Source organism: Pseudomonas sp. TE3910 (assembly GCF_056279025.1).
In genome coordinates this window covers 1336462-1360704 of record NZ_JBWBQN010000001.1, presented here as the reverse complement: position 1 = coordinate 1360704, position 24243 = coordinate 1336462, and the positions used below count along the sequence as shown (strand labels likewise).

Annotated in this window: 22 protein-coding genes; 19 read left to right on the top strand and 3 right to left on the bottom strand. The window is 62.9% G+C overall.

The genetic code is table 11. From position 1 onward, the window contains the following. The first annotated feature begins 56 nt into the window (after positions 1-56). Complete coding sequence (locus ACZ9H3_RS05975) at positions 57-1289, top strand: NADH:flavin oxidoreductase (protein WP_102051889.1); 1233 nt, start codon at positions 57-59, stop codon at positions 1287-1289. A 109-nt stretch (positions 1290-1398) separates the two neighbouring features. Here ACZ9H3_RS05975 and ACZ9H3_RS05970 read toward each other — a convergent pair whose 3' ends face one another. Then, on the bottom strand, positions 1399-2232 hold the full coding sequence (locus ACZ9H3_RS05970; RefSeq protein ID WP_330523400.1) for an alpha/beta fold hydrolase: 834 nt from the start codon (positions 2230-2232) through the stop codon (positions 1399-1401). A 269-nt stretch (positions 2233-2501) separates the two neighbouring features. Between ACZ9H3_RS05970 and ACZ9H3_RS05965 the strand changes: the two genes are divergently transcribed. The 3 genes from ACZ9H3_RS05965 to ACZ9H3_RS05955 are packed head-to-tail and all read left to right on the top strand — an operon-like array spanning position 2502 to position 4659. Further along, complete coding sequence (locus tag ACZ9H3_RS05965; protein ID WP_330523401.1) at positions 2502-3236, top strand: SDR family NAD(P)-dependent oxidoreductase; 735 nt, start codon at positions 2502-2504, stop codon at positions 3234-3236. Positions 3237-3250: 14 nt separating this feature from the next. After that, positions 3251-4024, top strand: a complete 774-nt coding sequence (locus ACZ9H3_RS05960) for an SDR family NAD(P)-dependent oxidoreductase (protein ID WP_330523402.1) — start codon at positions 3251-3253, stop codon at positions 4022-4024. Beyond that, positions 4024-4659 (top strand): nuclear transport factor 2 family protein, encoded by a 636-nt coding sequence (locus ACZ9H3_RS05955; protein ID WP_371918199.1) that lies wholly within the window; start codon positions 4024-4026, stop codon positions 4657-4659. The genes ACZ9H3_RS05960 and ACZ9H3_RS05955 overlap by 1 nt, the downstream gene beginning before the upstream one ends. Positions 4660-5768: 1109 nt before the next feature. Here ACZ9H3_RS05955 and ACZ9H3_RS05950 read toward each other — a convergent pair. Both ACZ9H3_RS05950 and ACZ9H3_RS05945 read right to left on the bottom strand, forming a co-directional pair. Next, positions 5769-6962, bottom strand: coding sequence for an acyl-CoA dehydrogenase family protein (locus ACZ9H3_RS05950; protein WP_476220100.1), 1194 nt, complete (start codon positions 6960-6962; stop codon positions 5769-5771). Beyond that, positions 6959-8131, bottom strand: a complete 1173-nt coding sequence (locus ACZ9H3_RS05945) for an acyl-CoA dehydrogenase family protein (protein WP_476220099.1) — start codon at positions 8129-8131, stop codon at positions 6959-6961. Before ACZ9H3_RS05945 ends, ACZ9H3_RS05950 begins: the two co-directional genes overlap by 4 nt. Positions 8132-8333: 202 nt before the next feature. On the opposite strand from ACZ9H3_RS05945, the gene ACZ9H3_RS05940 reads away from it, so the two are divergent. From ACZ9H3_RS05940 to ACZ9H3_RS05870, 15 genes are all read left to right on the top strand, one after another. Next, entirely contained in the window at positions 8334-9224 is an 891-nt protein-coding gene (locus ACZ9H3_RS05940) for a VOC family protein (protein ID WP_065761514.1), read from the top strand. An 11-nt stretch (positions 9225-9235) separates the two neighbouring features. Beyond that, the gene (locus tag ACZ9H3_RS05935; protein ID WP_330523404.1) at positions 9236-10111 is read left to right on the top strand and encodes a CoA transferase subunit A; all 876 of its coding nucleotides are present in this window, start codon (positions 9236-9238) and stop codon (positions 10109-10111) included. A 12-nt stretch (positions 10112-10123) separates the two neighbouring features. Next, positions 10124-10921 carry a CoA-transferase subunit beta gene (locus tag ACZ9H3_RS05930; protein ID WP_065761512.1) on the top strand — a complete coding sequence of 266 codons (798 nt, stop codon included), beginning with the start codon at positions 10124-10126 and terminating at the stop codon, positions 10919-10921. A gap of 16 nt (positions 10922-10937) precedes the next feature. Next, positions 10938-11855 carry an enoyl-CoA hydratase gene (locus ACZ9H3_RS05925; RefSeq protein WP_476220098.1) on the top strand — a complete coding sequence of 306 codons (918 nt, stop codon included), beginning with the start codon at positions 10938-10940 and terminating at the stop codon, positions 11853-11855. Beyond that, complete coding sequence (locus ACZ9H3_RS05920) at positions 11852-12976, top strand: NAD(P)H-dependent flavin oxidoreductase (RefSeq protein WP_476220097.1); 1125 nt, start codon at positions 11852-11854, stop codon at positions 12974-12976. Before ACZ9H3_RS05925 ends, ACZ9H3_RS05920 begins: the two co-directional genes overlap by 4 nt. Then, on the top strand, positions 12973-13725 hold the full coding sequence (locus ACZ9H3_RS05915) for an enoyl-CoA hydratase family protein (RefSeq protein ID WP_476220096.1): 753 nt from the start codon (positions 12973-12975) through the stop codon (positions 13723-13725). The genes ACZ9H3_RS05920 and ACZ9H3_RS05915 overlap by 4 nt, the downstream gene beginning before the upstream one ends. Positions 13726-13734: 9 nt before the next feature. Further along, positions 13735-14898, top strand: a complete 1164-nt coding sequence (locus ACZ9H3_RS05910) for an acyl-CoA dehydrogenase family protein (RefSeq protein ID WP_099775136.1) — start codon at positions 13735-13737, stop codon at positions 14896-14898. Between the two features lie 10 nt (positions 14899-14908). After that, positions 14909-15967, top strand: coding sequence for an acyl-CoA dehydrogenase family protein (locus ACZ9H3_RS05905; protein ID WP_102051474.1), 1059 nt, complete (start codon positions 14909-14911; stop codon positions 15965-15967). Between the two features lie 3 nt (positions 15968-15970). Continuing rightward, positions 15971-17122, top strand: coding sequence for an acetyl-CoA C-acetyltransferase (locus ACZ9H3_RS05900; RefSeq protein WP_099775134.1), 1152 nt, complete (start codon positions 15971-15973; stop codon positions 17120-17122). Between the two features lie 69 nt (positions 17123-17191). Continuing rightward, positions 17192-18070 carry an SDR family oxidoreductase gene (locus tag ACZ9H3_RS05895; protein ID WP_102051475.1) on the top strand — a complete coding sequence of 293 codons (879 nt, stop codon included), beginning with the start codon at positions 17192-17194 and terminating at the stop codon, positions 18068-18070. A 125-nt stretch (positions 18071-18195) separates the two neighbouring features. Beyond that, on the top strand, positions 18196-18981 hold the full coding sequence (locus ACZ9H3_RS05890) for an SDR family oxidoreductase (RefSeq protein WP_099775132.1): 786 nt from the start codon (positions 18196-18198) through the stop codon (positions 18979-18981). 10 nt (positions 18982-18991) lie between these two features. Further along, the gene (locus tag ACZ9H3_RS05885) at positions 18992-19462 is read left to right on the top strand and encodes a MaoC family dehydratase (RefSeq protein WP_476220095.1); all 471 of its coding nucleotides are present in this window, start codon (positions 18992-18994) and stop codon (positions 19460-19462) included. 8 nt (positions 19463-19470) lie between these two features. Beyond that, complete coding sequence (locus tag ACZ9H3_RS05880; RefSeq protein ID WP_083199915.1) at positions 19471-20679, top strand: acetyl-CoA C-acyltransferase; 1209 nt, start codon at positions 19471-19473, stop codon at positions 20677-20679. 147 nt (positions 20680-20826) lie between these two features. Next, positions 20827-21801: a WD40/YVTN/BNR-like repeat-containing protein gene (locus ACZ9H3_RS05875; RefSeq protein ID WP_476220094.1), complete on the top strand. Its 975-nt coding sequence runs from the start codon at positions 20827-20829 to the stop codon at positions 21799-21801. A gap of 8 nt (positions 21802-21809) precedes the next feature. Further along, positions 21810-24221, top strand: a complete 2412-nt coding sequence (locus tag ACZ9H3_RS05870; protein WP_476220093.1) for an efflux RND transporter permease subunit — start codon at positions 21810-21812, stop codon at positions 24219-24221. The last annotated feature ends 22 nt before the right edge of the window (positions 24222-24243 follow it).

The window sequence follows — 24243 nt, the reverse complement described above, 5'->3', positions numbered from 1 at the left end:
CCCAGGCAGGCGTGGCCGGTATTCTCCGATAATCTGCTGCCAAAAAAGGGTCTGCCATGAACCTTCATCCGACACCGTCACCGTTCAGCCCCATTACCATTGGCCCGCTGACGTTAAAAAACCGTTTCATCAAGGCGGCGACCAATGAGGGCATGAGTGCCCAGGGCGTGCCCTCCAAGCAATTGGTCAAACTGCATGCCGCCCTGGCCAATGGTGGCACAGCGCTGACCACCGTGGCCTATTGTGCCGTGAGCCGCGATGGTCGCACGCTGCCCAATCAACTGATCCTGGCGCCTGAGAGCCTGCCGCACTTCAAGGCGTTGACCGATGCGGTACACCGCGAAGGTGGGCTGGCCAGTGCGCAGATCACCCATGGAGGCTGTTTTACCTTTATTCGTGAACGCTCCACCCCGCGTCCGCTGTCCGCCAGTGGCGGTTTCAACAAGATCGGCATGATGAGCGGCATGTTCCTCAAACAAGCGATGAATGAGGGCGATATGCAGCAGGTTGTGCAGGATTTCGCTCGCGGTGCGCGGCTGGCCCGGCAGGCCGGATTCGACGCCGTGGAAATTCACATGGGGCACGGCTACCTGCTCAGCCAGTTCATTTCGCCGCTGTACAACAAGCGTCGTGACCAATACGGCGGCAGCCTGGAAAACCGTCTGCGTTTTCCGCGTCGTGTGCTGCGAGCGGTACTCGATGCGGTTGGTCGGGACATGGCCGTGATTTGCAAGTACAGCATTACCGAAGGCGTACGCAGCGGTAACAGCGCCGAGGATGGTGCCCAGATTGCCCGCATGCTGGAACAGGAGGGCGCGCACCTGCTGGTGCTCAGTGCCGGCATGAACGCCGAGTCGATTACCACCATGTTTGGCTCCTCGTTTCCCAAGGAGAATCGCGTCCAGCAGAAAAACCCGGTGATCGCCCTGGCGATGGCCATTCAGCGACTGACCGATCCCAAGGTGGAGTTCCGAGAGCTTTACCTGCTTGAGCATGCTCGCAAGGTGCGTGCCGCGGTGAAGATGCCGCTGGCCTATCTGGGCGGTGCGAAGAGCCTCAACAGTATCGAGCGGATCATGGCCGAGGGCTTTGACCTGATCGCCATGGGGCGGGTGTTGTTGGCGGAGCAAGACTACGTCAACAAACTGGCCAGCGGGGCGAGCAAGAACTCGATCTGCACCGCCTGCAACCGCTGCGTGGCCATGATGTACACGCCAGGCGGCACCTCGTGCGTACTGGGCAAGCCCGGCGATGCCGAGCTGAACCGGCAACCGGCAGCGGCCCAGTAGGGCGGCTTGTTCTACCCTGGCACCGCCAGGATGCGTGAGCCCTTGTAGGTCAGCGCATCCTGGGTGCATCTCGGTGAGGCTACAGCGGGTGTAGCCCCTGTTCCCAGGCTCAGCCGTGCTGCAGGAAGTCGATGCAGCTGCGGTTGAACAGCTCGGGATGTTCGACCTGCACCCAATGCCCGCAGCGGTTGAGCACAATGAAGCGGGCGTTTTCGGCTCCGTCGATAATGCGCTGGACACCGCTGACCGGGTTGAAGTTGTCGTTGCTGCCCCAGAAGCCCAGGATCGGGCACCTGATCTCGCCCAGGCGGGCTTCCATGTTGGGCACCATCATGGTGCTGAACAGGTTCTTCGGTTGCGTCACCGCGACCGCTACGCGTTCCAGCAGCAGGCTCTCTGGCAGGATCGAGTCATCGAACAGTTGCAGGCGCATCATGCTGCGCATTTCTTCCAGGCCTATCGGCCCGGCGTTGAACAGGTTGACCATGCGCACGATGCCTTGCATCTGGAAGTAGGTCTCGCGTTCTTCGACGCCACCGGGTGCCAGCAGAATCAGGCGCTCTGCCAGTGATGGATAACGCAGTGCCAGCCCCAGGGCAATCGCACCCCCCAGGGAATTGCCCAGCATCGTGCAGCGTTCTACGCCGATTTCCGTCAGGAAAGTGCCCACACAGTCGACGAAGAAGTCCAGGTTGTACTGCACATCGTCGGGTTTGTCCGAACGCCCGAAACCCGGTAAGTCCAGCAGGATGTTGCGGTAACCGGCCTCGACGAATGCTGGGTAGTTACCTTTGAAATTGCTGAAACCACTGGCGCCCGGTCCGCTGCCATGCAGCCACAGCACCACCGGGCCGCTGCCTTCGTCCAGGTAGTGCAGGCGCAGGCCGTTGGGCAGGGTCGCGTAATGGCCTGTAGGCAATGGCAGGTCTACGGCTTGATTCATGGGGGTTCTCCAGAGTCTGCGGGTTCATGAGGCGCTTACCGGCCGGGCCACATTGATGCCTGAAGGGGATGCTGATGCCCGGCCCGGTTTGCGCAGAACAGATCCTGGGCTGCCGTGGTCCTGATGGCATCGTCCGTTCAGACCACGCCGATCGGCGTGCCGTTAGTCCTATCGGACGATGTTCGTATCGGGGTGGCAGCTAATCATGCAGGTGACTGGCTCGCTGCACCTGCAGCGGGTTGCGATGCTCGTCAATCCAGGAGAACGCAATGAAGTTGCTCAATAAAGTGGCCTTCGTGACAGGCGCAGGACAAGGTATGGGCCAGGCCATCGTGCGTCGGTTCGTCGCCGAAGGGGCGAAGGTGGTGGCGGTTGATCTCAACCTGCCAGCCTTGGCTGAAAGCCTCGCAGACCTCGGTGACAGTGTGCTGGCCTTGGCCTGCAACGTTGCCGACAGTGGATCGGTTGCCGATGCCATGGGGCAGACCGAACAACACTTTGGTGGCCTCGACATCCTCGTCAACAATGCCGGTGTCGGTGCCCTCGACAGTTTCCTCGACACGCCGGACGAAAGCTGGGCGCGGGTGATCAATGTCAACCTGGGCGGGACCTTCCTGTGCTGCCGCGAAGGTGCCAGGTTGATGGTCAAGGGGGCTCGCAAGGGCGTCATCATCAACCTCTCCAGTACGGCCGCACTGACCGGTGAAGGGCCTAGCCACTACTGCGCGTCGAAAGCCGGCGTCATGGGCCTGACCCGCTCGATCGCCCGCGACCTTGCTGCCAGTGGCATTCGCGTCAACACCCTGGTACCCGGCCCGACCAACACACCGATGATGGCCGGCATTCCCGACGAACACATGCAGGCGCTGCTCAAGAACGTACCGTTGGGACGCATGTGCGAAACCGACGAAATCGCCCGTGTCGCGGTATTCCTGGCCAGCGAAGACGCCAGCTTCATGACAGGGCAGAACATTGCGGTCAACGGCGGCATGGCCTTTATCTGAGAGAGGAGTGACCTATGAGCAAGCGTCTGGAAGGAAAAATTGCCTTTGTCACCGGCGCAGGTTCCGGTATCGGTGAAGCCACTGCGTTGCGGTTCGCCGAGGAGGGCGCCACGGTGGTGTTGTGTGGCCGACGTGCCGAACCGTTGCAAGGCGTCCAGGAGAAGATCCTCGGGCTGGGTGGTCGCGCTGAAATCGCCGTTGCGGATGTGAGTGATGAGCAGGCCTATGTCGGCGCACTTGAAGCTGCAGCGCAACGTCATGGTCGCCTGGATATCCTGGTCAACAACGCGATGGCCTACACCTGGGGCGGCATCGACACGATGTCTACGGCAGACTGGCACGCCAACTTCGCCACCACCGTGGACGGCACCTTCTGGGGTACCCGTACCGCCATGCAATTGATGAAGGCACAGGGCGGTGGTGCCATCGTCAATATTGCCTCCATCTGCGGCCTGTTCGGTACCGCCTGGATGGCGGGCTACTCAGCGGCCAAAGCGGCGGTGATCAACTTCAGCCGTGCCGCCGCCAGTGAAGGCGCACCCAACAACATCCGCTGCAACGTGATCATCCCGGGCGTGGTCGACACCCCGGCGACCGCCGGCATGCTCAGCGACGACAAAACCCGCAGCAACACCGAAAAAGTCATCCCCATGAAGCGTGTCGGCCTGCCGGTGGAACTGGCTAACGCGATTCTCTTCCTGGCCAGCGATGAGGCGTCCTACATCACCGGTGCGAGCCTGGCAGTGGACGGCGGGCGTAGTTCCGACCTGTACACGGTGCTGGATTGATGAATATGGATTCGACCTCACTGCTTGAACGGATCGACCGTCTGGAATCGCTGGATGCCATTCGCCAACTGGCCGGCAAGTACGCGTTGGCGTTGGACATGCGCGACATGGACGCCATGGCCAACTGCTTCGCCCCGGATGTTCGGGTTGGTCGTGACAAGAGCGGGCGCGCGCACCTCAAGGCCTGGTTGGACGAGACCATGCGCAAACAGTTTCACGGCACGTCTCATCACTTGGGGCAGCACATCATCGAGTTCAGCGATCCGGACCATGCCACTGGCGTGGTCTACTCCAAGAACGAGCATGAGACCGGCCCTGAGTGGGTCATCATGCAGATGCTGTATTGGGATGACTATGAGCGTATCGACGGCCGCTGGTGCTTCCGTCGGCGTTTACCGTGTTACTGGTATGCCACCGACTTGAACAAACCACCGATTGGTGGCTTGAAAATGCGCTGGCCGGGGCGTGAGCCTTACGCGGGGAGTTTTCACGAGTTGTTCCCGTCATGGGACGCGTTCTGGGCACAGCGCCCGGATAAAGACGCGTTGCCTCACATTGCCGAACCGGCACCGCTGGAAGGGTTTCTGGCGAACCTGCGACGGGGTGCGGGTGATCCCAAGATTCGTGTTCGGTAGGTTAGGTTTTTCGCAGGCAAGCCTGCTCTCACTCCTGTGAGCGTTGGCTTGCCAACGATGCAGGCGCCGCGCATCTACTGACACCCCCGCCGACGCCATCGCAGGCAAGCCTGCTCCAACAGAAAAGGCAGTGCCCTGCGCGGATCCCTGTAGGAGCCGGGCTTGCCCGCGATGCAGTCGCCGCGTATTCACTGACACCCCCGCCGACGCCATCGCAGGCAAGCCTGCTCCAACAGAAAAGGCAGTGCCCTGCGCGGATCCCTGTAGGAGCCGGGCTTGCCCTCGATGCAGGCGCCGCGTATTCACTGACACCCCGCCGACGCCATCGCAGGCAAGCCTGCTCCAACAGAAAAGCAGTGTTTCGCGCAGATCCCTGTAGGAGCCGGGCTTGCCCGCGATGCAGGCGCCGCGTATTCACTGACACCCGCGGTGAAGCCATCGCAGGCAAGCCTGCTCCAACAGAAAGGTAGTGCCCTGCACAGATCCCTGTAGGAGCCGGGCTTGCCCGCGATGCAGGCGCCGCGCACGTACTGACACCGCGCCAAGGCCATCGCAGGCAAGCCTGCTCCAACAGAAAAGCAGTGCCCTGCACAGATCCCTGTAGGAGCCGGGCTTGCCCGCGATTCAGGCGCCGCGCATCTACTGACACCCCGCCGACGCCATCGCAGGCAAGCCTGCTCCAACAGAAAAGCAGTGCCCTGCGCAGATCCCTGTAGGAGCCGGGCTTGCCCGCGATGCAGGCGCCGCGTATTCACTGACACCGCGTCGACGCCATCGCAGGCAAGCCTGCTCCAACAGAAAAGCAGTGCTCTGCGCAGATCCCTATAGGAGCCGGGCTTGCCCGCGATGCAGGCGCCACGCACGTACTGACACCCCGCCGACGCCATCGCAGGCAAGCCTGCTCCAACAGAAAAGCAGTGCTCTTCGCAGATCCTTGTAGGAGCCGGGCTTGCCCGCGATTCAGGCGCCGCGCATCTACTGACACCCCGCCGACGCCATCGCAGGCAAGCCTGCTCCAACAGAAAGGCAGTGCTCTGCGCAGATCTCTGTAGGAGCCGGGCTTGCCCGCGATGCAGGCGCCGCGTATTCACTGACCCAGAACCTGTGTATCAACCACGCACACGCGCTTCGCGCGGCATCCCCAGGGCCCGTTCAGCGATGACATTGCGCTGGATCTCGTTGCTGCCACCATAGATCGTGTCGGAACGGGTGAACAGAAACAGCGACTGCAACCGGCTCAATTGGTAAGGCGCACCTTCGAGAATCTCCCCCTCGCTGCCCAGCACGTCCATGGCCAGCTTGCCAAGGTCGGCATGCCAGGTCGACCAGGCCAGTTTATAGATCATGGCCTCGCGGCTCAGGCTGCCGTCCTGCGGCCCGGACAGCATCCGTAGCGAGTTGTAGCGCAGCACCTTGAGCCCTGCCCAGGCCTGGGCAATGCGTTGTCGCAGCAACGGGTCGCGGGAGGCGCCGTTGTCACGGGCAATGCGGATGATCTCGTCAAGTTCGTTCTGGAACTGCATCTGCTGACCCAGCGTCGATACCCCGCGTTCGAAACCCAGCAGGGCCATGGCGATTTTCCAGCCATCACCGGGTTGTCCGATCAGGTTGTCCACCGAGGTGCTGGCCTGGTCGAAGAACACTTCATTGAATTCACTGGTACCGGTCAGTTGCTGGATAGGCTGCACACGAATCTGCTCCTGGGCCATCGGCACCAGCAGGAACGACAGCCCATGATGCCCGCTGCTGCCCGGCTCGGTTCGGGCCAGGACGAAGCACCAATCGGCCTCGTGGGCCAGTGAGGTCCAGACTTTCTGGCCACTGATCAGCCAGTGCTCGCCGGTGGCATCAAGCCGGGCGCGGGTTTGCACGTTTGCCAGGTCAGAGCCGGCACCGGGCTCGGAATAGCCCTGGCACCAGAATTCAGTACCGTTGAGGATGCCCGGCAGCAACCGCTGCTGCTGGGCTGGGGTACCGAACGCGGCGAGTGTCGGCCCGACCAGGCCTTCGCCGATGTGGCCCATGCGTCCAGGACCGCCGGCGCGTGCGTATTCTTCATGGAAAATGACCTGTTGGCTGATGCTCAGGCCGCGCCCACCGTGTTCCTTGGCCCAGCCCACACCGATCCAGCCGCCAGCGGCCAATGTTCGCTCCCAGGCTTTGCGTTCGGCAGGAAAGCTGTGCTCGTCGCCAGGGCCGCCGCGAAAACGCAGGGGTGCGAAGTCGCCTGTCAGGTGTTCGGTCATCCACTGGGCAACCTGTCGACGGAACGCTTCATCTTCGTTGTTGAAACCGATTTTCATGGTTGCTCTCCAAATAGATGCGCGGCCAGGCGCTCGCGGTGGAATGCGGGTGTGCCCAGCAACTGCTCGCTGGCACGGGCCCGCTTGAAGTACAGGTGCGGGTCATATTCCCAGGTGAAGCCAACGCCGCCGTGCAGTTGAATGGACTCGGCGGCGCAGTGGAAGAACGCTTCGCTGGCGTGGATCTTGGCCGTTGCGGCGGCTGCATCGAGCTCGCTCGATACGGCGGCATCGCCCGCTGGATCAAGGTGCTCCTGGGCTACGCAAGCGGCGTAGTAGGCTGCCGAGCGGGCGCATTCGACCTGCAGCATCATGTCGGCGCAGCGGTGCTTGACGGCCTGGAAGCTGGCAATGCTGCGGCTGAACTGCCGGCGTTCGGCGGTGTAGGCCAAGGTCAGGTCGAGGGCCTGTTGCGCGCCGCCGGTCTGTTCGGCAGCCAGGCCGATGGCGGCGATCTGCAAGGTGTCACGCAGCAACGGCCAGCCTTGGCCGGTTGCGCTCAGCAACTGGGCGTCGCTCACGTCTACCGCGTGCAGTTCGATCCGGGCCAGGCGCCGGGTTTGATCCAGCGTCGGCAGTGCCTGGCGCACGACGCCCGCGGTATCCGCAGGCAGTGCGAACAGGCTGATGCCGTGTTCGCCCTGACTGCCAGGGGTACGCGCCGCGACGATCAGCAGGTCGGCCTGGGCCCCATCGATCACTTGGGTATAGGTACCTGTGAGGCGAAAACCGCCGGTGCAGGGGCGGGCCTCGGTCTGCACGCTGTTGGCGTCCAGGCCCGGGCCACTGGCGAAGGCCAGGCTGGCAGTGGTCGTGCCGGCCGCAATGGCGCTGAGCCAGGTGGCCTGCAATGCGGCGTTGTCGCCCAGCAGCAGGGCTGGGGTCGCCAGGCAGGTGGTGGCAAAGAGCGGTGAGCAGAGCAGGTAGCGGCCGCTTTGTTCGAGCAGGATCGCCAGCTCGACAAAGCCCAGGCCCATGCCGCCCAAGGCTTCGGGCACCATCAGGGCGGGCCAGTACAGCTCCTGGCCGATGCGTTGCCAGACGGCTGGGTCGTAGCCGTCAGGGCGGCTCATGGCGGCGCGTACCGCATGCGAGTCGCTGACTTGTGTCAGAAAGCGTATCGCGCTGTCCCGAATCATCTCGTGTTCTTGAGTAAAGGCGAACTCCATGGGGCTGTCTCTGCTGGGCGGATGGATGCCCGAGTCTAGGGTTGCGTGGCTTTTCGCCGAATCATTGAAACGGACTAGTCCGCCATCTACCCAAGGGCCCGGGAATGGCCAAGTTGCGTAGTCTCAACGGACGATGAAGGCAGCGCTGCGGGTTTGCACAATGTTCATCAGGCAATGAACTCAGCCATTGAGGAACATAGGCATGATCGACATTCGCGGTTTGAGCTATTTCGTCTCGCAGATCGAGAACCTCAGCCAGTGGCAGCGTTACGCCGAGGACGTCCTCGGTATGCAGGTCCATCCGGCGCCAGGTGGCGGCCTGTACGTGAAAATGGACGAGCGGCCGTTCCGCATGCTGATCGTCGAAGGCAGCGAAGCGCGTTATCTGGCCTCCGGTTGGGAGTTGGGTTCCGAGCAGGCGTTCAGTGATGCACTTCAGCACCTGACCCAGGCCGGCGTTGAGTGGGAGCTGGGCAGTGCCGCGCAGGTCGAGCAGCGTGGCGTGCAGGCACTGGCGACGCTGGTCGACCCGTCCGGTAACCGTCATGAGTTGAGCTGGGGGCATCGCTCCGACTGCCAGCCGTTCGTCTCGCCCCAGGGGGTGCCGCGTTTCGTTACCGGCGACATGGGGCTGGGGCACACCGTGCTGCCGGCACCGAACTTCGACGCAACGCTGGCGTTCGCCAAGGACGTCCTCGGCTTTGGCCTGTCGGACATTTTCAACTTCCGTCCTGATCCGGCGGCCGCGCCGATCCGTATCCACTTCCTGCATTGCCGCAATGCCCGGCACCACAGCCTGGCGCTGGCCGAGTACCCGGTGCCGTCGGGCTGTGTGCACGTGATGGTCGAGGTTGACTCGATGACCGAGGTTGGCCGTGCCCATGACCGCCTGCTGGCACATGACGTGCGCCTGTCGGCGACGTTGGGGCAGCACCTGAACGACCGCATGACCAGTTTCTACATGAAGACGCCGTCCGGCTTTGACCTGGAGTACGGCTACGGCGGGTTGCAAGTCGATTGGGCCGAACACTCGGCGTTCGAATTCACCCGCGTGAGCATTTGGGGGCACGACTTCTCGGTCGGCCAACAGTAAGGAACCTGCACATGAACAAACAACTGACAGCGGCCGATGCGGTTGCTCAATTGCGTGACGGCATGACCATCGGTTTCGGTGGATGGGGGCCGCGGCGCAAGCCGATGGCGATTGTCCGCGAGATCCTCCGTTCGCCAGTCAAGGACCTGACCGTGGTTGCCTACGGCGGCCCCGAGGTGGGCATGCTCTGTGCGGCGGGCAAGGTGCGCAAGCTGGTGTTCGGCTTCGCCACCCTCGACGCTATTCCGCTCGAACCTTACTACCGCAAGGCCCGTGAAGCCGGTGAGCTGGAACTGCTTGAACTGGATGAAGGGATGTTCCAGTGGGGGCTGCGCGCTGCCGGCATGCGCTTGCCGTTCCTGCCGACCCGCTGCGGGCTGGCCACCGATGTGACCCGTCTCAACCCGGAACTCAAGACGATTCAGTCGCCCTATGCCGATGGTGAAGTGCTGTTGGCAATGCCCGCGTTGAACCTCGATGTGGCGTTCCTGCATGTCAACGTCGCGGACCGCTTGGGCAACTGCCTGGTGACCGGGCCAGACCCGTATTTCGATCACCTGTTCGCCCGTGCCGCCGCGCAGTGCTTTGTCTCGTGCGAAACGCTTGAAGAGCGCCTTGAGCTGAGTGCCGAACTGGCCCGTTTCAATACCTTCGAGCGTTATCTGGTGACCGGTGTGGTGCATGCGCCGCTGGGTGCGCACCCGACCTCCTGCCCGTCGGATTACGGCTGGGACCTGGAACATCTCAAGCGCTATGTCGCCAGCAGCCAGGAAGAAAACGGCTGGAATGCCTATGTCGAGACTTACGTGGCGGGTGGCGAGCAGGCCTATCAAGCGCAGAACGGCGGTGCCGTACGCATGGGCGCCTTGCCCCTACCCGTGTTCTGAGGAGTATGAACAATGTCTGCAACCTGTGATTTCACCCTCGCGGAATTGATGATTGTCGCCGCAGCCGAAGCCTGGCGCGGCAATGGCGAGGTGATCGCCTCGGGCCTGGGCGTGATCCCCCGTTTGGGCGCAAGCCTGGCCAAGCTGACCCACAGCCCTGAACTGCTGATGACCGACAGCGAGGCCTTCCTGGTCGAAGAGCCGATCCCGCTTGGGCCGCGTGGCGATTTCGTGCCGCGCTACTCGGGCTATCTGTCGTTTGAGCGTGTGTTCGAATGCGTCTGGGGCGGCCGCCGTCACGCGATGATCGGGCCAACCCAGATCGACCGTTGGGGCCAGACCAACCTGTCGTGCGTCGGCGACTACCAAAAGCCGAAGACCGCGATTCTGGGGGTGCGCGGCTTGCCGGGTAACAGCATCAACCACCTCAATTCGTTCTTTGTGCCCAACCACAACACACGGGTGTTCGTCAGTGGTGAAGTGGATATGGTCTCGGGCGTCGGCTTCAAGGCCGAGCGCTGGCCTGAGGGGGTTCGCCGCGACCTGATGGACATTCGCCGGGTGGTCACGGACCTCTGCACCCTGGATTTCGACGGCCCGCAACGTGCCGCCCAAGTGCGCACCCTGCACCCCGGGGTGAGTTTCGACGAGGTTCAGGACAAGACCGGCTTCCCGTTGCTCAAGTCTGCGCACCTGCAGGAAACCGCGCACCCCAGCGCTGAACAGTTGGCGCTGATCCGTCGACTTGACCCCCACGATTACCGGGCCTCGGCGATCAAGGGCAACCCGGCCGGTATCCGTACGGCCTGAGGCGAGGACAGCGAACATGCACAGCCGCGACAGTGAATTCGTCGTCCGCGAAGACCAGGCGGTCTATGAGACAGATGCACCGGTGCTGTACAGCGTGGCCGAGGGTATTGCCACGCTGACACTGAACCGACCGACCTTCAACAATGCACAAAACTCGCAGATGACCTATGCGCTGGACGCCGCCTTTCGCCAGGCGGTCGACGACGACAGCGTCAAGGTCATCGTCTTGCGCGGCAACGGCAAGCATTTTTCGGCAGGGCACGATATTGGTACCCCAGGGCGCGATATCAACAAACCGTTCGAGCGGGCGCACCTGTGGTGGGACCACACCAACAAGCCGGGCGGGGAGCAATTGTACGCCCGAGAACAGGAAGTCTATCTGGGCATGTGCCGCCGTTGGCGTGACCTGCCCAAGCCGACCATTGCCATGGTCCAGGGCGCCTGTGTGGCCGGTGGGCTGATGCTGGCGTGGGTCTGCGACCTGATTGTCGCCAGTGAAGACGCGTTCTTCCAGGACCCGGTGGTGCGCATGGGCATTCCGGGCGTTGAGTATTTCGCCCATCCGTACGAGTTGAACCCGCGCATCGCCAAGGAATTCCTGTTCTGCGGTGACCGCATGAGCGCCGCACGGGCTTATCAGATGGGCATGGTCAATCGGCTGGTGCCGGGCGAGGAACTGGAACAGGCGACCTACGCGCTGGCCGCCGGTATTGCCCGACAACCGCGCATGGGCCTGGCCTTGACCAAGCAGGCCATCAACCATGTCGAGGACCTTCAAGGCAAGCGCACTGCCATGGACGCGGCGTTTGCCTGGCACCACTTCGCCCATGCCCACAACGAATTGCTCTCCGGCGACAAGCTCGGCGGCTTCGATGCCAAAGGCATGGCCCAGGCCAACAAGCGGGCGGCCACAGCCGAGGATAAATCCGTATGAGTCGCTGGTTGAACACACCGCTGACCGAGGCCCTGGGCTGTCGCTACCCGATCGTGCAAACCGCCATGGGCTGGGTCGCCGACGCGAACCTTGTGATCGCCACCACTCAGGCCGGCGGTTTCGGTTTCCTGGCGGGCGCGACAATTCCCGCGGATGAGCTCGAAGGCGAGATCCGCAAGGTGATCGACGCCACCGGTGGCAGCAACTTCGGGCTCAATTTCCACATGTTTCAGGACAACGCTGCGCAATGCGTTGACCTGGCCATCCAGTACCGCTTGCGTGCCGTCAGTTATGGCCGTGGGCCGGACAAACAGACCATCGCCCGTTTCAAGGCGGCCAAGGTGCTGTGCATCCCGACGGTCGGTGCGCTCAAGCATGCGCTGAAAGCGGTGGAACTGGGTGCCGACCTCATCACTATTCAGGGCGGCGAGGGCGGTGGCCACACCGGCGGCGTGCCCAGTTCGATCCTGTTGCCGCAAGTCTTGGCGGCGGTCAACGTACCGGTGATTGCCGCTGGCGGCTATGCCACCGGGCGCGGCCTGGCCTCGGTGCTGGCGGCAGGTGCCAGCGGAATTGCCATGGGTACGCGGTTTCTGATGACCCGCGAGTCGCCAACCCCGCGCGCGACGCTTGAGCGTTACCTGAAAGTGGCCGATCCACAGCACGTGCGGGTTACCACCGCGGTGGACGGCATGCGCCACCGAATGATCGAAAACCGTTTTATCAATGAGTTGGAGCGGGCCGGGCCTTTTGGCCGGTTGCGCATTGCCCTGGGCAGTGCCTGGCAGTGGAAACAGCAGACTGGCATGAGCCTGGCGCATATGGCCGGGGTGTTCTTCCGGTCGCTGCGTGAAGACCCGTCCGCTTTGTCGCAGGTGGTCATGGCTGCCAACCAGCCGGTGCTGCTGCAGCGTTCGATGGTCGATGGGCACCCGGACGAAGGCATCTTGCCCAGCGGCCAGGTGGCTGCGGCCATCGATGAACTGCTGAGTTGCCGCCAGGTGATCGAAGGCATCGCCGATGAAGCCGAACAGTGCCTCGACGCGCTCCTGGCCCGTTGCCAGCCCACCGCCGAGTCGTGCCAACCCCATCATCCCGCCAGCATTGGAGAACCCCTGTGAACCAGGCCTTTACCACGCAGCTCAATCAGGGGATCGCGGAACTTGTGATCGCCAAACCACCGGTCAATGCACTCGACAGCCAGGAGTGGCTGGCATTGGCCAAGCAGATCGAAGCGCTCGGAGCCAACCCCGAGGTGCGCGTCATCGTCATCCGCGCCGAAGGCCGGGGGTTCTGCGCCGGGGTCGATATCAAGGAACTGGACGCTCACCCGGAGCGCATTGTCGAGGTCAACGCGGGCAACTACGCGACCTTCAAGGCCGTACACCGCAACCCGGTGCCGGTGATCGTCGCTGTGCACGGTTTCGTGCTCGGTGGTGGCATCGGCATTACCGGCGCGGCCGATATTGTCGTGGCCTCCGAATGCGCCACCTTTGCCTTGCCGGAGGTCGATCGTGGCGCCATGGGCGGCGGCGCGCATTTGCAGCGGCTGTTTCCGGTGCAGAAGGTGCGTTACCTGTTCTTTACCGGCGCCTCGATTGGTGCAGTCGAGGCTCAGCAATACGGCTTTATCGAACAGGTAGTGCCGAAGGATCAACTGCGTGAAACCGCACTGGAAATCGCTGCGCGCATCGCGGCGAAAAGCCCGGGGATGATCCGCATTGCCAAGGAGGCCTTGAACGGTATCGAAGACGGCAACCTGGAAGACAAATACCGCTGGGAGCAGGGCTTCACTTTACAGGCCTACAGCAGCCCCGATTCGGCGGAGACCCGTCGGGCCTTTGTCGAAAAACGCGACGCCAAGTTCTGAGAGAACGCCATGGAACTGACTTACACGCCAAAACAAAAAGCCTTCCGCGCCGAAGTCCGCGCGTGGTTGGCAGACAATCTGCCGCGTGAACCGCTGGCCAGCTACGACACCCGCGAAGGCTTTGAGCAGCACCGCGCCTGGGAGGCGAAGCTGTTTGACAGTCGCTGGTCGATGGTGATGTGGCCCTCTGAACTGGGGGGCCGTGGTTGCGACCTTATCGAGTGGCTGATCTTCGAGGAAGAGTACTACGGTGCCGGGGCGCCGATGCGCGTCAACCAGAACGGCCAGTTACTGCTGGGCCCCACGCTGATGGAGTTCGGCACCACCGAGCAGAAACAACGCTTTCTGCCGCGTATGGCGGCCAGTGCCGACATGTGGGCCCAGGGCTGGTCGGAGCCCAATGCCGGTTCTGATATGGCGGCGATCACCAGCAAGGCGGTACTTGAGGGTGAACACTACGTCATCAACGGTCAGAAAACCTGGTCTACCCGGGCGATCTTTGCCGACTGGCTGTTCGGGCTGTTCCGCAGCGAACCTGGCTCCACCCGGCACCACGGCCTGTCGTTCCTGATGGTGCCGCTGAATGCGCCGGGGGTGAGTATTCGCCCGATCAAGGCCCTCAATGGCAAGGACGCGTTCGCCGAAGTGTTTTTCGACGACGTGCGGGTGCCGGTCGGCAACCGTATTGGTGCCGAGGGGCAGGGCTGGCATGTAGCGATGGCCACTGCCGGTTTTGAGCGCGGGTTGCTGCTGCGTTCACCGGCACGTTTCCAGCACACCGCCCGCAAGCTGGTCGAGCTGTACAAGGCCAACCGCGAAAGCGCCGACCGTGACCCCGGCCTGCGTGACGCCGTGCTTGAGACCTGGATGGGCGCCGAGGCCTACGCATTGTCTGCGTACCACACCGTCGGCCGGCTGAGCCGGGGAGAGGCGATTGGTGCCGAGTCGAGCATCAACAAGATCATCTGGTCGGAACTGGACCTGAAGATGCACGAGACCGCCATGCGCATTCTCGGCGCGCGCGGTGAGCTGCTGGCCACTGCACCTGTCGCTGGCGATGCGGCGGGCTGGCTGGAGGGTTTCCTGTTCGCCCAGTCCGGGCCGATCTATGCCGGTACCAACGAAATCCAGCGCAACATCATTGCCGAGCGGATGCTCGGCTTGCCGAAGTAAGGAACAGGCCATGGACTTCACTTTTACCGATGACCAGCTCACGTTTCGCGAAGCCATCAGCCGTTTTCTGATGACCGAAGCTGCGCCGGAAATGCTCCGCGAAATCTGGGAAACCGATGCCGGGCGCTCGCCCGACCTGCGTAACAAGATCGCCGCCCAGGGCCTTACTGCACTGTCGGTGCCCGAAGCTGAAGGTGGCCTGGGCATGGATGACGTGGCGTGGGCCTTGATGACCCAGGAGTTGGGCTACTACGCCATTCCCGACTCCATGGCCGACACCGCTTATGTCGCCACGGGCCTGCTTGCAGGCCTGGCGCCAGCGCATCCGGCGCGTGCTCGCCTGCTGCCCCGTATCGCCGAGGGCAGCTTGCGCCTGGCCATCGGTCACCCGGTCAACCCGCTGGTCAGTGATGCGCAACTGGCCGAAGTTCTGATCTTGCTTGATGGGGATGACATTCATGTCGTGCCGCGGGCGGAGGTTGATGTCGAGGCCAACCCGAGTATCGATGCCTCGCGGCGCCTGGGTCGGGTGACCTGGAACCCCAGCCCGGCAACATTGATCGCCAGCGCAGAGCAAGGGCGTGCCTTGCAGGCCCAGTTGCTCGACCGTGGCGCGTTGTCGGTGGCCGGGCAACTGCTGGGCTTGGCGCAACGCATGCTCGACCTGTCGGTTGACTACGTGGCCCAGCGCAAGCAGTTCGGCAAACCGATCGGCAGCTTTCAGGCGGTCAAGCACCACCTGGCTGATGTGGCCCGGCAAATCGAACAGGCCAAACCGGTGCTCTACCGTGCCGCCCATGGCCTGGCCCGGGGGGAGCGCAATGCCAGCCTCTGGGTCTCCCAGGCGCGCCTGGCCTGTTGTGAAGCGAGCTGGCTGGCGGCGCGCAAGGGTATTCAGGTGCATGGCGCCATGGGGTACACCTGGGAAGTCGATTTGCAGATGTTCATGAAACGCGCCTGGTCGCTCGATGCATCCTGGGGTGACCGTGCCTTCCACAAGTCGCGTGTCAGCGACTACCTGTTCGCCGACGGCGCCCGACTCGGGCCAGGGCATACCTTCGAGGAGTGAATCATGGCTCAAGCCTATATTGTCGATGCGCTGCGCAGCCCGACCGGCAAGCGCAAAGGGGCGCTGTCGGAGGTTCACGCGATTGATCTGGGTGCCCATGTGCTCAAGGCACTGGTGGCGCGCAACGTCATTCCCGGCGAAGACTATGACGATGTGATTTTTGGCTGCGTCGATACCATCGGCTCACAGGCCGGGGATATCGCCCGCACCAGTTGGCTGGCTGCCGGGTTGCCGCTGAACGTGCCGGGTACCACGGTCGATCGCCAGTGCGGTTCGTCGCAGCAGGCGCTGCATTTTGCCGCGCAGGCGGTGATGAGCGGCACCCAGGACGTTGTTGCCGTGGGCGGTGTGCAAACCATGACGCGCATCCCGATTTCCTCGGCGATGCTGGCCGGGCAGGCGCTGGGTTTTGCTGACCCGTTCTCCGGTAGCGAAGGCTGGCGCTCGCGTTTCGCCAACCAGCCTGTCAACCAGTTCTACGCCGCGCAGCGTATCGCCGACCATTGGCAGATCAGCCGCGAGCAGATGGAAGTGTTCGCCCTGCAGAGCCATCATCGCGCCTTGGCGGCCATCGAGAGCGGGCGCTTTGCCCGCGAGATCGTCGCCTGCCAGGGGCTGCAGCATGATGAAACACCGCGCCTGACCAGCCTGGAAAAAATGGCCGAGTTGCAACCGGTAGACCCACAGTTTCCTTCGATCACCGCTGCCGTCTCCAGCCAGACCTGTGATGCCTCGGCCGCCTTGCTGGTGGTGTCGGAGGCCGCCCTCAAGCGCTACGACCTGACGCCACGGGCACGTATTCATCACCTCACGGTGTTGGGTGATGACCCGATCTGGCATTTGACCGCCCCGATTGCGGCGACGCGCCACGCCTTGAAAAAGGCCGGCATGCGCATGGCTGATATCGACCGGGTGGAGATCAACGAGGCCTTTGCGTCGGTGGTCATGGCCTGGGCCAAGGAGCTGGATTACGACCCGGCGCAGACCAACGTCAACGGCGGCGCCATCGCCCTTGGCCATCCACTGGGCGCCACCGGAGCACGGTTGATGACCACCTTGCTGCACGAACTGGAGTGCAGCGGTGGCCGTTACGGCCTGCAAACCATGTGCGAAGGCGGTGGCCAGGCCAACGTCACCATCATCGAGCGCCTGTAGTCCCGTTCCCTCAATCAATCCGTGCCGCCGCCCTCAGGGCGGGCGGCCATGCAGTCAAAGGAGTCAAACATGGCTATTTGCACAGACCGCACCGTGATCATTACCGGTGCTGGCGGTGGGCTCGGTCGCGCCTATGCGTTGGCGTTCGCCGCGCAAGGCGCCAATGTGGTGGTTAACGATATCCGTGCCGACGCGGCGCAGGATGTTGCTGGCGAGATCCGCGCCAGTGGCGGCCAGGCCATCGCCAACAGCGACGACATTACAACCCTGGACACCGCTCAGCGTATCGTCGACGCCGCGTTGGCGGCCTTCGGTGAGGTGCATGTACTGGTCAACAATGCCGGGGTGTTGCGCGACCGAATGTTTATCAGCCTCTCGGAAGAGGACTGGGACACGGTGATGCGTGTTCACCTCAAGGGGCATTATTGCCTGGCAAACCTGCTGGGGCGTCGTTGGCGCGACCTGGCCAAGGCGGGAACCCCGGTCGCTGGGCGGATCATCAACACCAGTTCCGGTGCCGGCCTGCAGGGCTCGATCGGGCAGTCGAACTATTCCGCAGCCAAAGGGGGTATCGCCGCACTGACCCTGGTGCAGGCCGCTGAACTGGCTCGATATGGGGTCACCGCCAACGCCCTGGCACCGGCGGCACGGACGTCCATGACCGAGAGCGCCATGCCCGACGTGGTGAAAAAGCCCGAGGACGGCAGCTTCGATGCCTGGGCCCCGGAAAACGTCGCACCGCTGGTGGTCTGGCTCGGCAGCCTTGAATCGTCCCATGTCACGGGGCAGGTCTTCGAGAGCCAGGGCGGGCGAATCTCTCTCGGCGATGGCTGGCGCACCGGCACCACCCGTGACAAGGGCGGGCTTTGGCAGGTCGAGGAAATTGGCCCCGTCGTCGATGCGATTCTTGCTGAAGCGCCTGCGGCCCAGCGTGTCTGGGGCAGTTGAATCGGGGGCCGTTGAAGCGGCCCTGAAATGGCCGCTTCATGCGGCCATACCCCGTTTTGACGATGTGCCCGCCGGGGCGGCGCTTTATACCTGACAGCGTATTGATTTCTTCGGAGGTAATCGCTGTGAAACAAGCTCCCCCTTATGTACCCGGCCATCAACTGCTGGCCGGCAAGTCCGTACTGATTACCGCCGCCGCGGGTGCGGGTATCGGTTATTCGGCGGCCCGTCGCAGCGCCGAAGAGGGCTGCCGGGCATTGATGATTTCGGATGTGCACCCGCGCCGCCTGGAAGAGGCGGTGGAGCGGCTCAAGGCCGAAACGGGTTTACAGGCCATTTACGGCCAACTGTGCAATGTCACGGTAGAGGAAGAGGTTCAGGCCTTGGTCGACAGCGCCGAAACCCTGCTGGGTGGTGTCGATGTGCTGATCAACAACGCTGGCCTCGGTGGCCAGAAGCGGCTGGTCGACATGAGCGACGAGGAATGGTCGCGGGTACTCGACGTGACGCTCACCGGCACCTTCCGCATGACCCGCGCCATGCTCCCGCACATGCAGCGGCGCGGTGCTGGTGCCATCGTCAACAACGCTTCGGTACTGGGCTGGCGCGCCCAGAAAGAGCAGGCGCACTACGCCGCCGCCAAGGCCGGGGTGATGGCCCTGACCCGCTGCAGCGCCCTGGAGGCGGCGGAATTCGGGGTTCGGATCAACGCCGTCTCGCCTTCGATTGCCCTGCACGACTTTCTCAAGAAAGCCTCCAGCGAGGAACTGCTTGCCCGTCTTGCGGACCGCGAGGCCTTTGGCCGTGCGGCAGAAGTCTGGGAAGTGGCCAACGTGATGATGTTCCTGGCCAGCGACTACGCCTCCTACATGGTTGGCGAAGTGTTGTCCGTCAGTTCGCAGCAGGCCTGAGGAGTCCGTGATGAGTCATACCTTCAGTAGCGCCCAGGCGTTGCTCGAGGCCGAGGGCCTCGACCTTGGCTACACCGAATGGCTGAGCATCAGCCAGGAGCGGATCAACCTGTTTGTCGAAGCCACGGGCGATCACCAGTGGATTCATGTCGATCCCGCGCGTGCCGCCAGCGGCCCTTTCGGCGTTTGTATCGCCCACGGCTACCTGACCCAGGCACTGGCGAACCTGTTCATGCCGCAGTTGCTCACCCTCGAAAACATGGCGATGGGGGTCAACTATGGCAGTGATCGGGTGCGCTTTCCCGCGCCGGTCAAGGTCGGTTCGCGTGTACGCGGGCATGGCGTCATTGTGCGCGCCGAGCAACTTGGCGAAGCCGTGCAACTGGTGGTGCGCATCACCGTGGAAATCGAGGGCGAAGCGCGCCCTGGCTGTGTGGTGGACACCATCAGCCGTTACACCTTCAACCCTATTGCCGAGTGAGCCTGTTCATGGACCTGAATGAAGTTGTGATTGTCGCCACCGCGCGTACCGCGCTGGCCAAGTCTTTCCGTGGATCGTTCAACGACACCGAGGCCCCTGTGCTGGGCGGCCATGTAGTACGTGCCGTCGTCGAGCGGGCCGGTATCGAAGCTGAAGCGGTAGAGGATGTGATCATGGGCGCTGCCGTGCAACAGGGCACCCAGGCCTACAACATCGGTCGTCTGTGTGCCTATACCGGTGGTTTGCCGGACACTGTGCCGGGCATGGCCCTTGACCGTATGTGCGCATCAGGCCTGATGAGTATTGGTGTAGCCGCCAAGGGCATCATGACCGGCGAGATGAGTATTGCCATTGCTGGCGGCGTCGAGTCGCTGTCCCTGACCCAGACCAAGCACAAGAACACTTACCGTGCCCAGTCCGAGGCGGTGCTGGAGGTGATGCCCAGTGCTTACATCCCAATGCTGGAAACGGCCGAAATTGTTTCGCGTCGCTATGGCATCAGCCGGGCTGCGCAGGATGAGTATGCCTTGCAGAGTCAACTGCGCACTGCGGCCGCGCAGCGTGACGGGCTGTTCGACGATGAAATCGTCGGCCTGACGGTCGACAAGCTGTGTTTCGACGAGGCGGGCCAACCCAGCGGGCATACCCGAGTGTTGGTCGAGCGCGATGAGTGCAACAGGCCAGGTACCCGTCTGGAGGACCTGACGGCGCTCAAGCCGGTCTGGAAAGACGGCAAATGGGTTGCACAGGGCGAGTTCATTACCGCGGGCAACGCCTCGCAGTTCTCCGATGGCGCCTCGGCAAGCCTGTTGATGAGCCGTGCGCAAGCCCGGCACCGTGGCCTGACACCGCTGGGCATCTACCGCGGGATCGCCGTCGGCGGTTGCGCACCCGAAGAAATGGGCATTGGCCCGGTGGTGGCGGTCCCTCGCTTGCTCAAGCGCTTTGGCCTGAGCGTGGCGGACATTGGCTTGTGGGAAATCAACGAGGCCTTTGCTTGCCAGGTGTTGCATTGCCGGGACGCGCTGGGCATCCCGGCCGAGCGCTTGAACGTCAATGGCGGGGCCATTGCCATTGGCCATCCGTTCGGCATGTCGGGCGCTCGTATGGTCGGTCACGCCTTGCTCGAAGGCCGCCGTCGCGGCGTGCGTTACGTGGTCGTGGCCATGTGCATTGGTGGCGGCATGGGTGCTGCCGGCTTGTTCGAGCTGCCTTGATCGCCAATGAACCCGGCCGAGCGCTCTGACTAGGCCGTTTGGACGATGTAGCACGGGCGGGGCGGTCTGATGATCCTTCAAACAAAATCAAGAGGATCGCCCCATGATGCCCGTCCCGTGCCCCTGCGTTTCGCCATGGAGTCCAGTATGCGCCAGCTGATTGGATACGCCATGAGCGCCATCATCATCGCTGCGGTGGCCTTTGCCTTCTCGCCGCGTAACCCCACACCGTTGGCGATCACCCGGATCAATGCCGACCGGGTTCAGGTCAACGCCTTGCTGGCCAATGGTTCGCAACTGATCGCGGTGGGCGAGCGTGGCACGATTCTGACCAGCACCGACAGCGGCCTGTCCTGGCAAACCAGCCAGGTGGCCGTCGGGCGTGAGGCGACCCTCACCGGGGTCATTGCCCTGAGCCCCGAGGTACTGGTCGCGGTTGGCCATGATGGCTGGATCCTGCGTTCAAGCGACAGCGGCAAGACCTGGCAGGAGATGCGCTACGACGCACAGCTGGGTGAGCCGTTACTGGGTGTGTGGAGTGGCGACGGCAAGCACGTGGTCGCCTATGGCAGCTACGGCAAGTACCTGGAGTCGAGTGATGCCGGCGAACACTGGACGCCCCGTGACATGCCGGGCGAGGGCGCACATTTCAATGGCCTGGACGGCGGCCCTGATGGCCGGCAGATGCTGGTGGGCGAGCAAGGGCTGGTGCTGCGATCCAGTAATGGCGGGCAAGACTGGCAGAGCCTGACGCCGTTCTACAACGGCTCGCTGTTTGGCGTGGTGCGCTTGTCGGCCTCTCGCTGGCTGGCGTACGGCATGCGCGGGCATGTCTTTATCAGTACCGATTTCGGGGACAGCTGGAGCCAGGTAGATATTGGCAGCAGCCAGCCAATTTATGGCCATGCGTTGTTGCCCCAGCACGCTGGCCTGGTGCTGGTCGGTGCCGGTAGCCGGCTGATCCGACTGGATGCCGACGGCGCGTTGGTCGACAGCGCGCAACGGGCTGGCTTGGGCACCTTGACCTCGGCGGTGGTGCTCAACGCCCGTCGTTTGCTGGTGGCCGGGGAGCGTGGGGTATTTCAGGGCGCAGACGGTGGTCTTGCCGCCGTTGCACAGTGAGTAGGCATATGACACAGACTACAGGTTGGATCGAACGCCGCGTGCAAGACTGCGCGGACGTATTGCTGAACCATCGACGCTGGTGGCTGGGGCTGTTCATGCTGGTGACGGTGGCCCTGGGCTATAGCGCAACCCAGGTGCGGCTGGACCCCGGGTTCAATAAACAGATTCCGGTACGCCACGAGTACATGTTGAGCTTCCTGGACTTCAGTCGGGTGTTCACGGGCGCCAACCGGTTGCTGGTGAACGTGCACTGGAAGGGCGAGGGTGACATCTATAACCCGGAGTTTCTTCGGGTGCTGCAGCAGGTTACCGATGACGTGTTCTTCATTTCCGGGGTCAGCCGCCCGAGTGTGACCTCGCTGTTTACCCCGAACGTGCGCTATGTCGAGATCACCGAAGAAGGGTATGTCGGTGACCTGGTGGTACCGCCGCAATACGCCGGTACCGATGAGGACCTGCAGAAGGTCCGCAGTAATGCCGCCCGCGCCGGGCAGGTTGGCCGGCTGCTGGCCAACGATCAGCGCTCGGCCATGGTGCGGGCCGACTTGCAGGACACCGACCCGAAAACCGGGCAGCCGGTGTCCTATGTCGAAATCGCCAAGCGCCTCGAAGAGATCCGGGCCAAATACAACAGCCCGACCATCGAGATCAACGTGGTGGGGTTCGCCAAGTTGGTCGGAGATGTGGTCGAAGGGCTCAATACCGTCATGCTGTTCTTTGTCGTGGCGTTCATCATAACCGCGTTGCTGCTCTGGGCTTACTCGCGTTCCTTGCCATTGACCGTCGTGGCCCTGGTCGTGGCGCTGTTGCCCGTGGTCTGGTTGCTCGGGCTGCTGCCACTGTTGGGGCTGGGCATCGACCCGATGTCCGTGCTGGTGCCGTTCCTGATCTTCTCCATTGGTGTTTCCCATGCGGTACAGATGACCAACGCCTGGAAGCAGGACGTGCTGGCCGGCAGATCCTCGCTGCAGGCGGCGCGCTCGGCGTTCTGCAAGATCTTCATTCCAGGGTCCCTGGCGCTGCTGATGAATGCCCTGGGTTTTGCGGTGATCATGCTGATCGATATCCCCATCGTGCATGAATTGGGGGTGACTGCCTGCATGGGCGTAATGCTGATGATCATCACCAACAAGATGATGTTGCCACTGATCATTTCTCATTTGTCCCTGGGATCGTCTGCGCGTGCAGCACGATCGACGCATGACGAAGCTCGCCACCCGTTATGGTGGCGGTTGTCGGCGCTGGCTGAGCCGCGTCCGGCACTGGTGGTGTTCGCCATCAGCCTGGTGTTGCTCGGCTTTGGCGTGTTCAAGGCGCGAGAACTGGCGGTCGGCGACATTGGCCCGGGTGCCCCTGAGCTGCGCGCCGACTCGCGCTACAACCAGGACAACCAGCGGATTATCGACAGCTACTCGATCGGCCTGGATGTGCTGGCGGTCTTCCTTCAGACCCAGAGTATCGACGAAGCCTGCCTGAACCCGGGTGTCATGCGTGCGGTCGAGGCCTTTGACTTCCAGATGCGCAATGTCGCGGGCGTGCAATCGGTGCAAAGCGTTGCCGGCATGGGCAAGGAAATGATTGCCGGCAATAACGAAGGGAACCCGCGCTGGTCGGCCATCCCGGGTTCGTCGCGCGGCTTGCAGCAGGGCTCGATGGCCTATTCACCGGATTCCGGGCTGGTCACCGATGGCTGCAAGCGCATGCAGATCCTGGTGTTCCTCAATGACCATGAGGGCGCGACGGTGTTCCATGTGGTCAATGAAGCCAAGCGGATTATCGCCGGTATCCGGGCGCCTGGGGTTGAGTTCAAGCTGGCTGGCGGCAACATCGGGGTCATGGCAGCCTCCAACGAAGCGGTGAAACGTGCTGAAGTGTGGATGCTCGCGGCGTTGTTCTGCTCGGTGGCGTTTTTCTGCCTGCTGACTTTCCGTTCATTGCGCGCAGTACTGTGCATTCTGGTGCCGATGGGCATCGTGGCGATTCTTTGCAATGCGCTGATGGCCATGCTCGGTATTGGCCTGAAAGTCGCGACCTTGCCGGTGATGGCGCTGGGCGTCGGGGTCGGGGTGGACTACGGCATTTACTTGTATGAGCGCATCCAGCACGAAATGGCTGAGGGCCGGGACCTGCGTCATGCCTTTTATCGCGCCATGTGCCAGCGTGGCACGGCAGCGGTGTTCACCGCCCTGACCATGTCGATCGGGGTCGGTACCTGGGCCTTTGCCCCCCTCAAGCTGCAGGCCGACATGGGCATTTTGCTGGCGTTCATGTTCCTGGTGAATGTCTTTGGCGCAATCTTCCTGTTGCCCGCGCTTGCGGCCTGGTTCAATCGTGGCCGGCCACTGGTTGCTGTGAAAGCCGTTTCACTCGGCACCAAGGCGTCGCCGCCGTTCTCCGGTGTGCTCGCAGGTCGTTAAGCGCGCAGCTAACCCATCACAA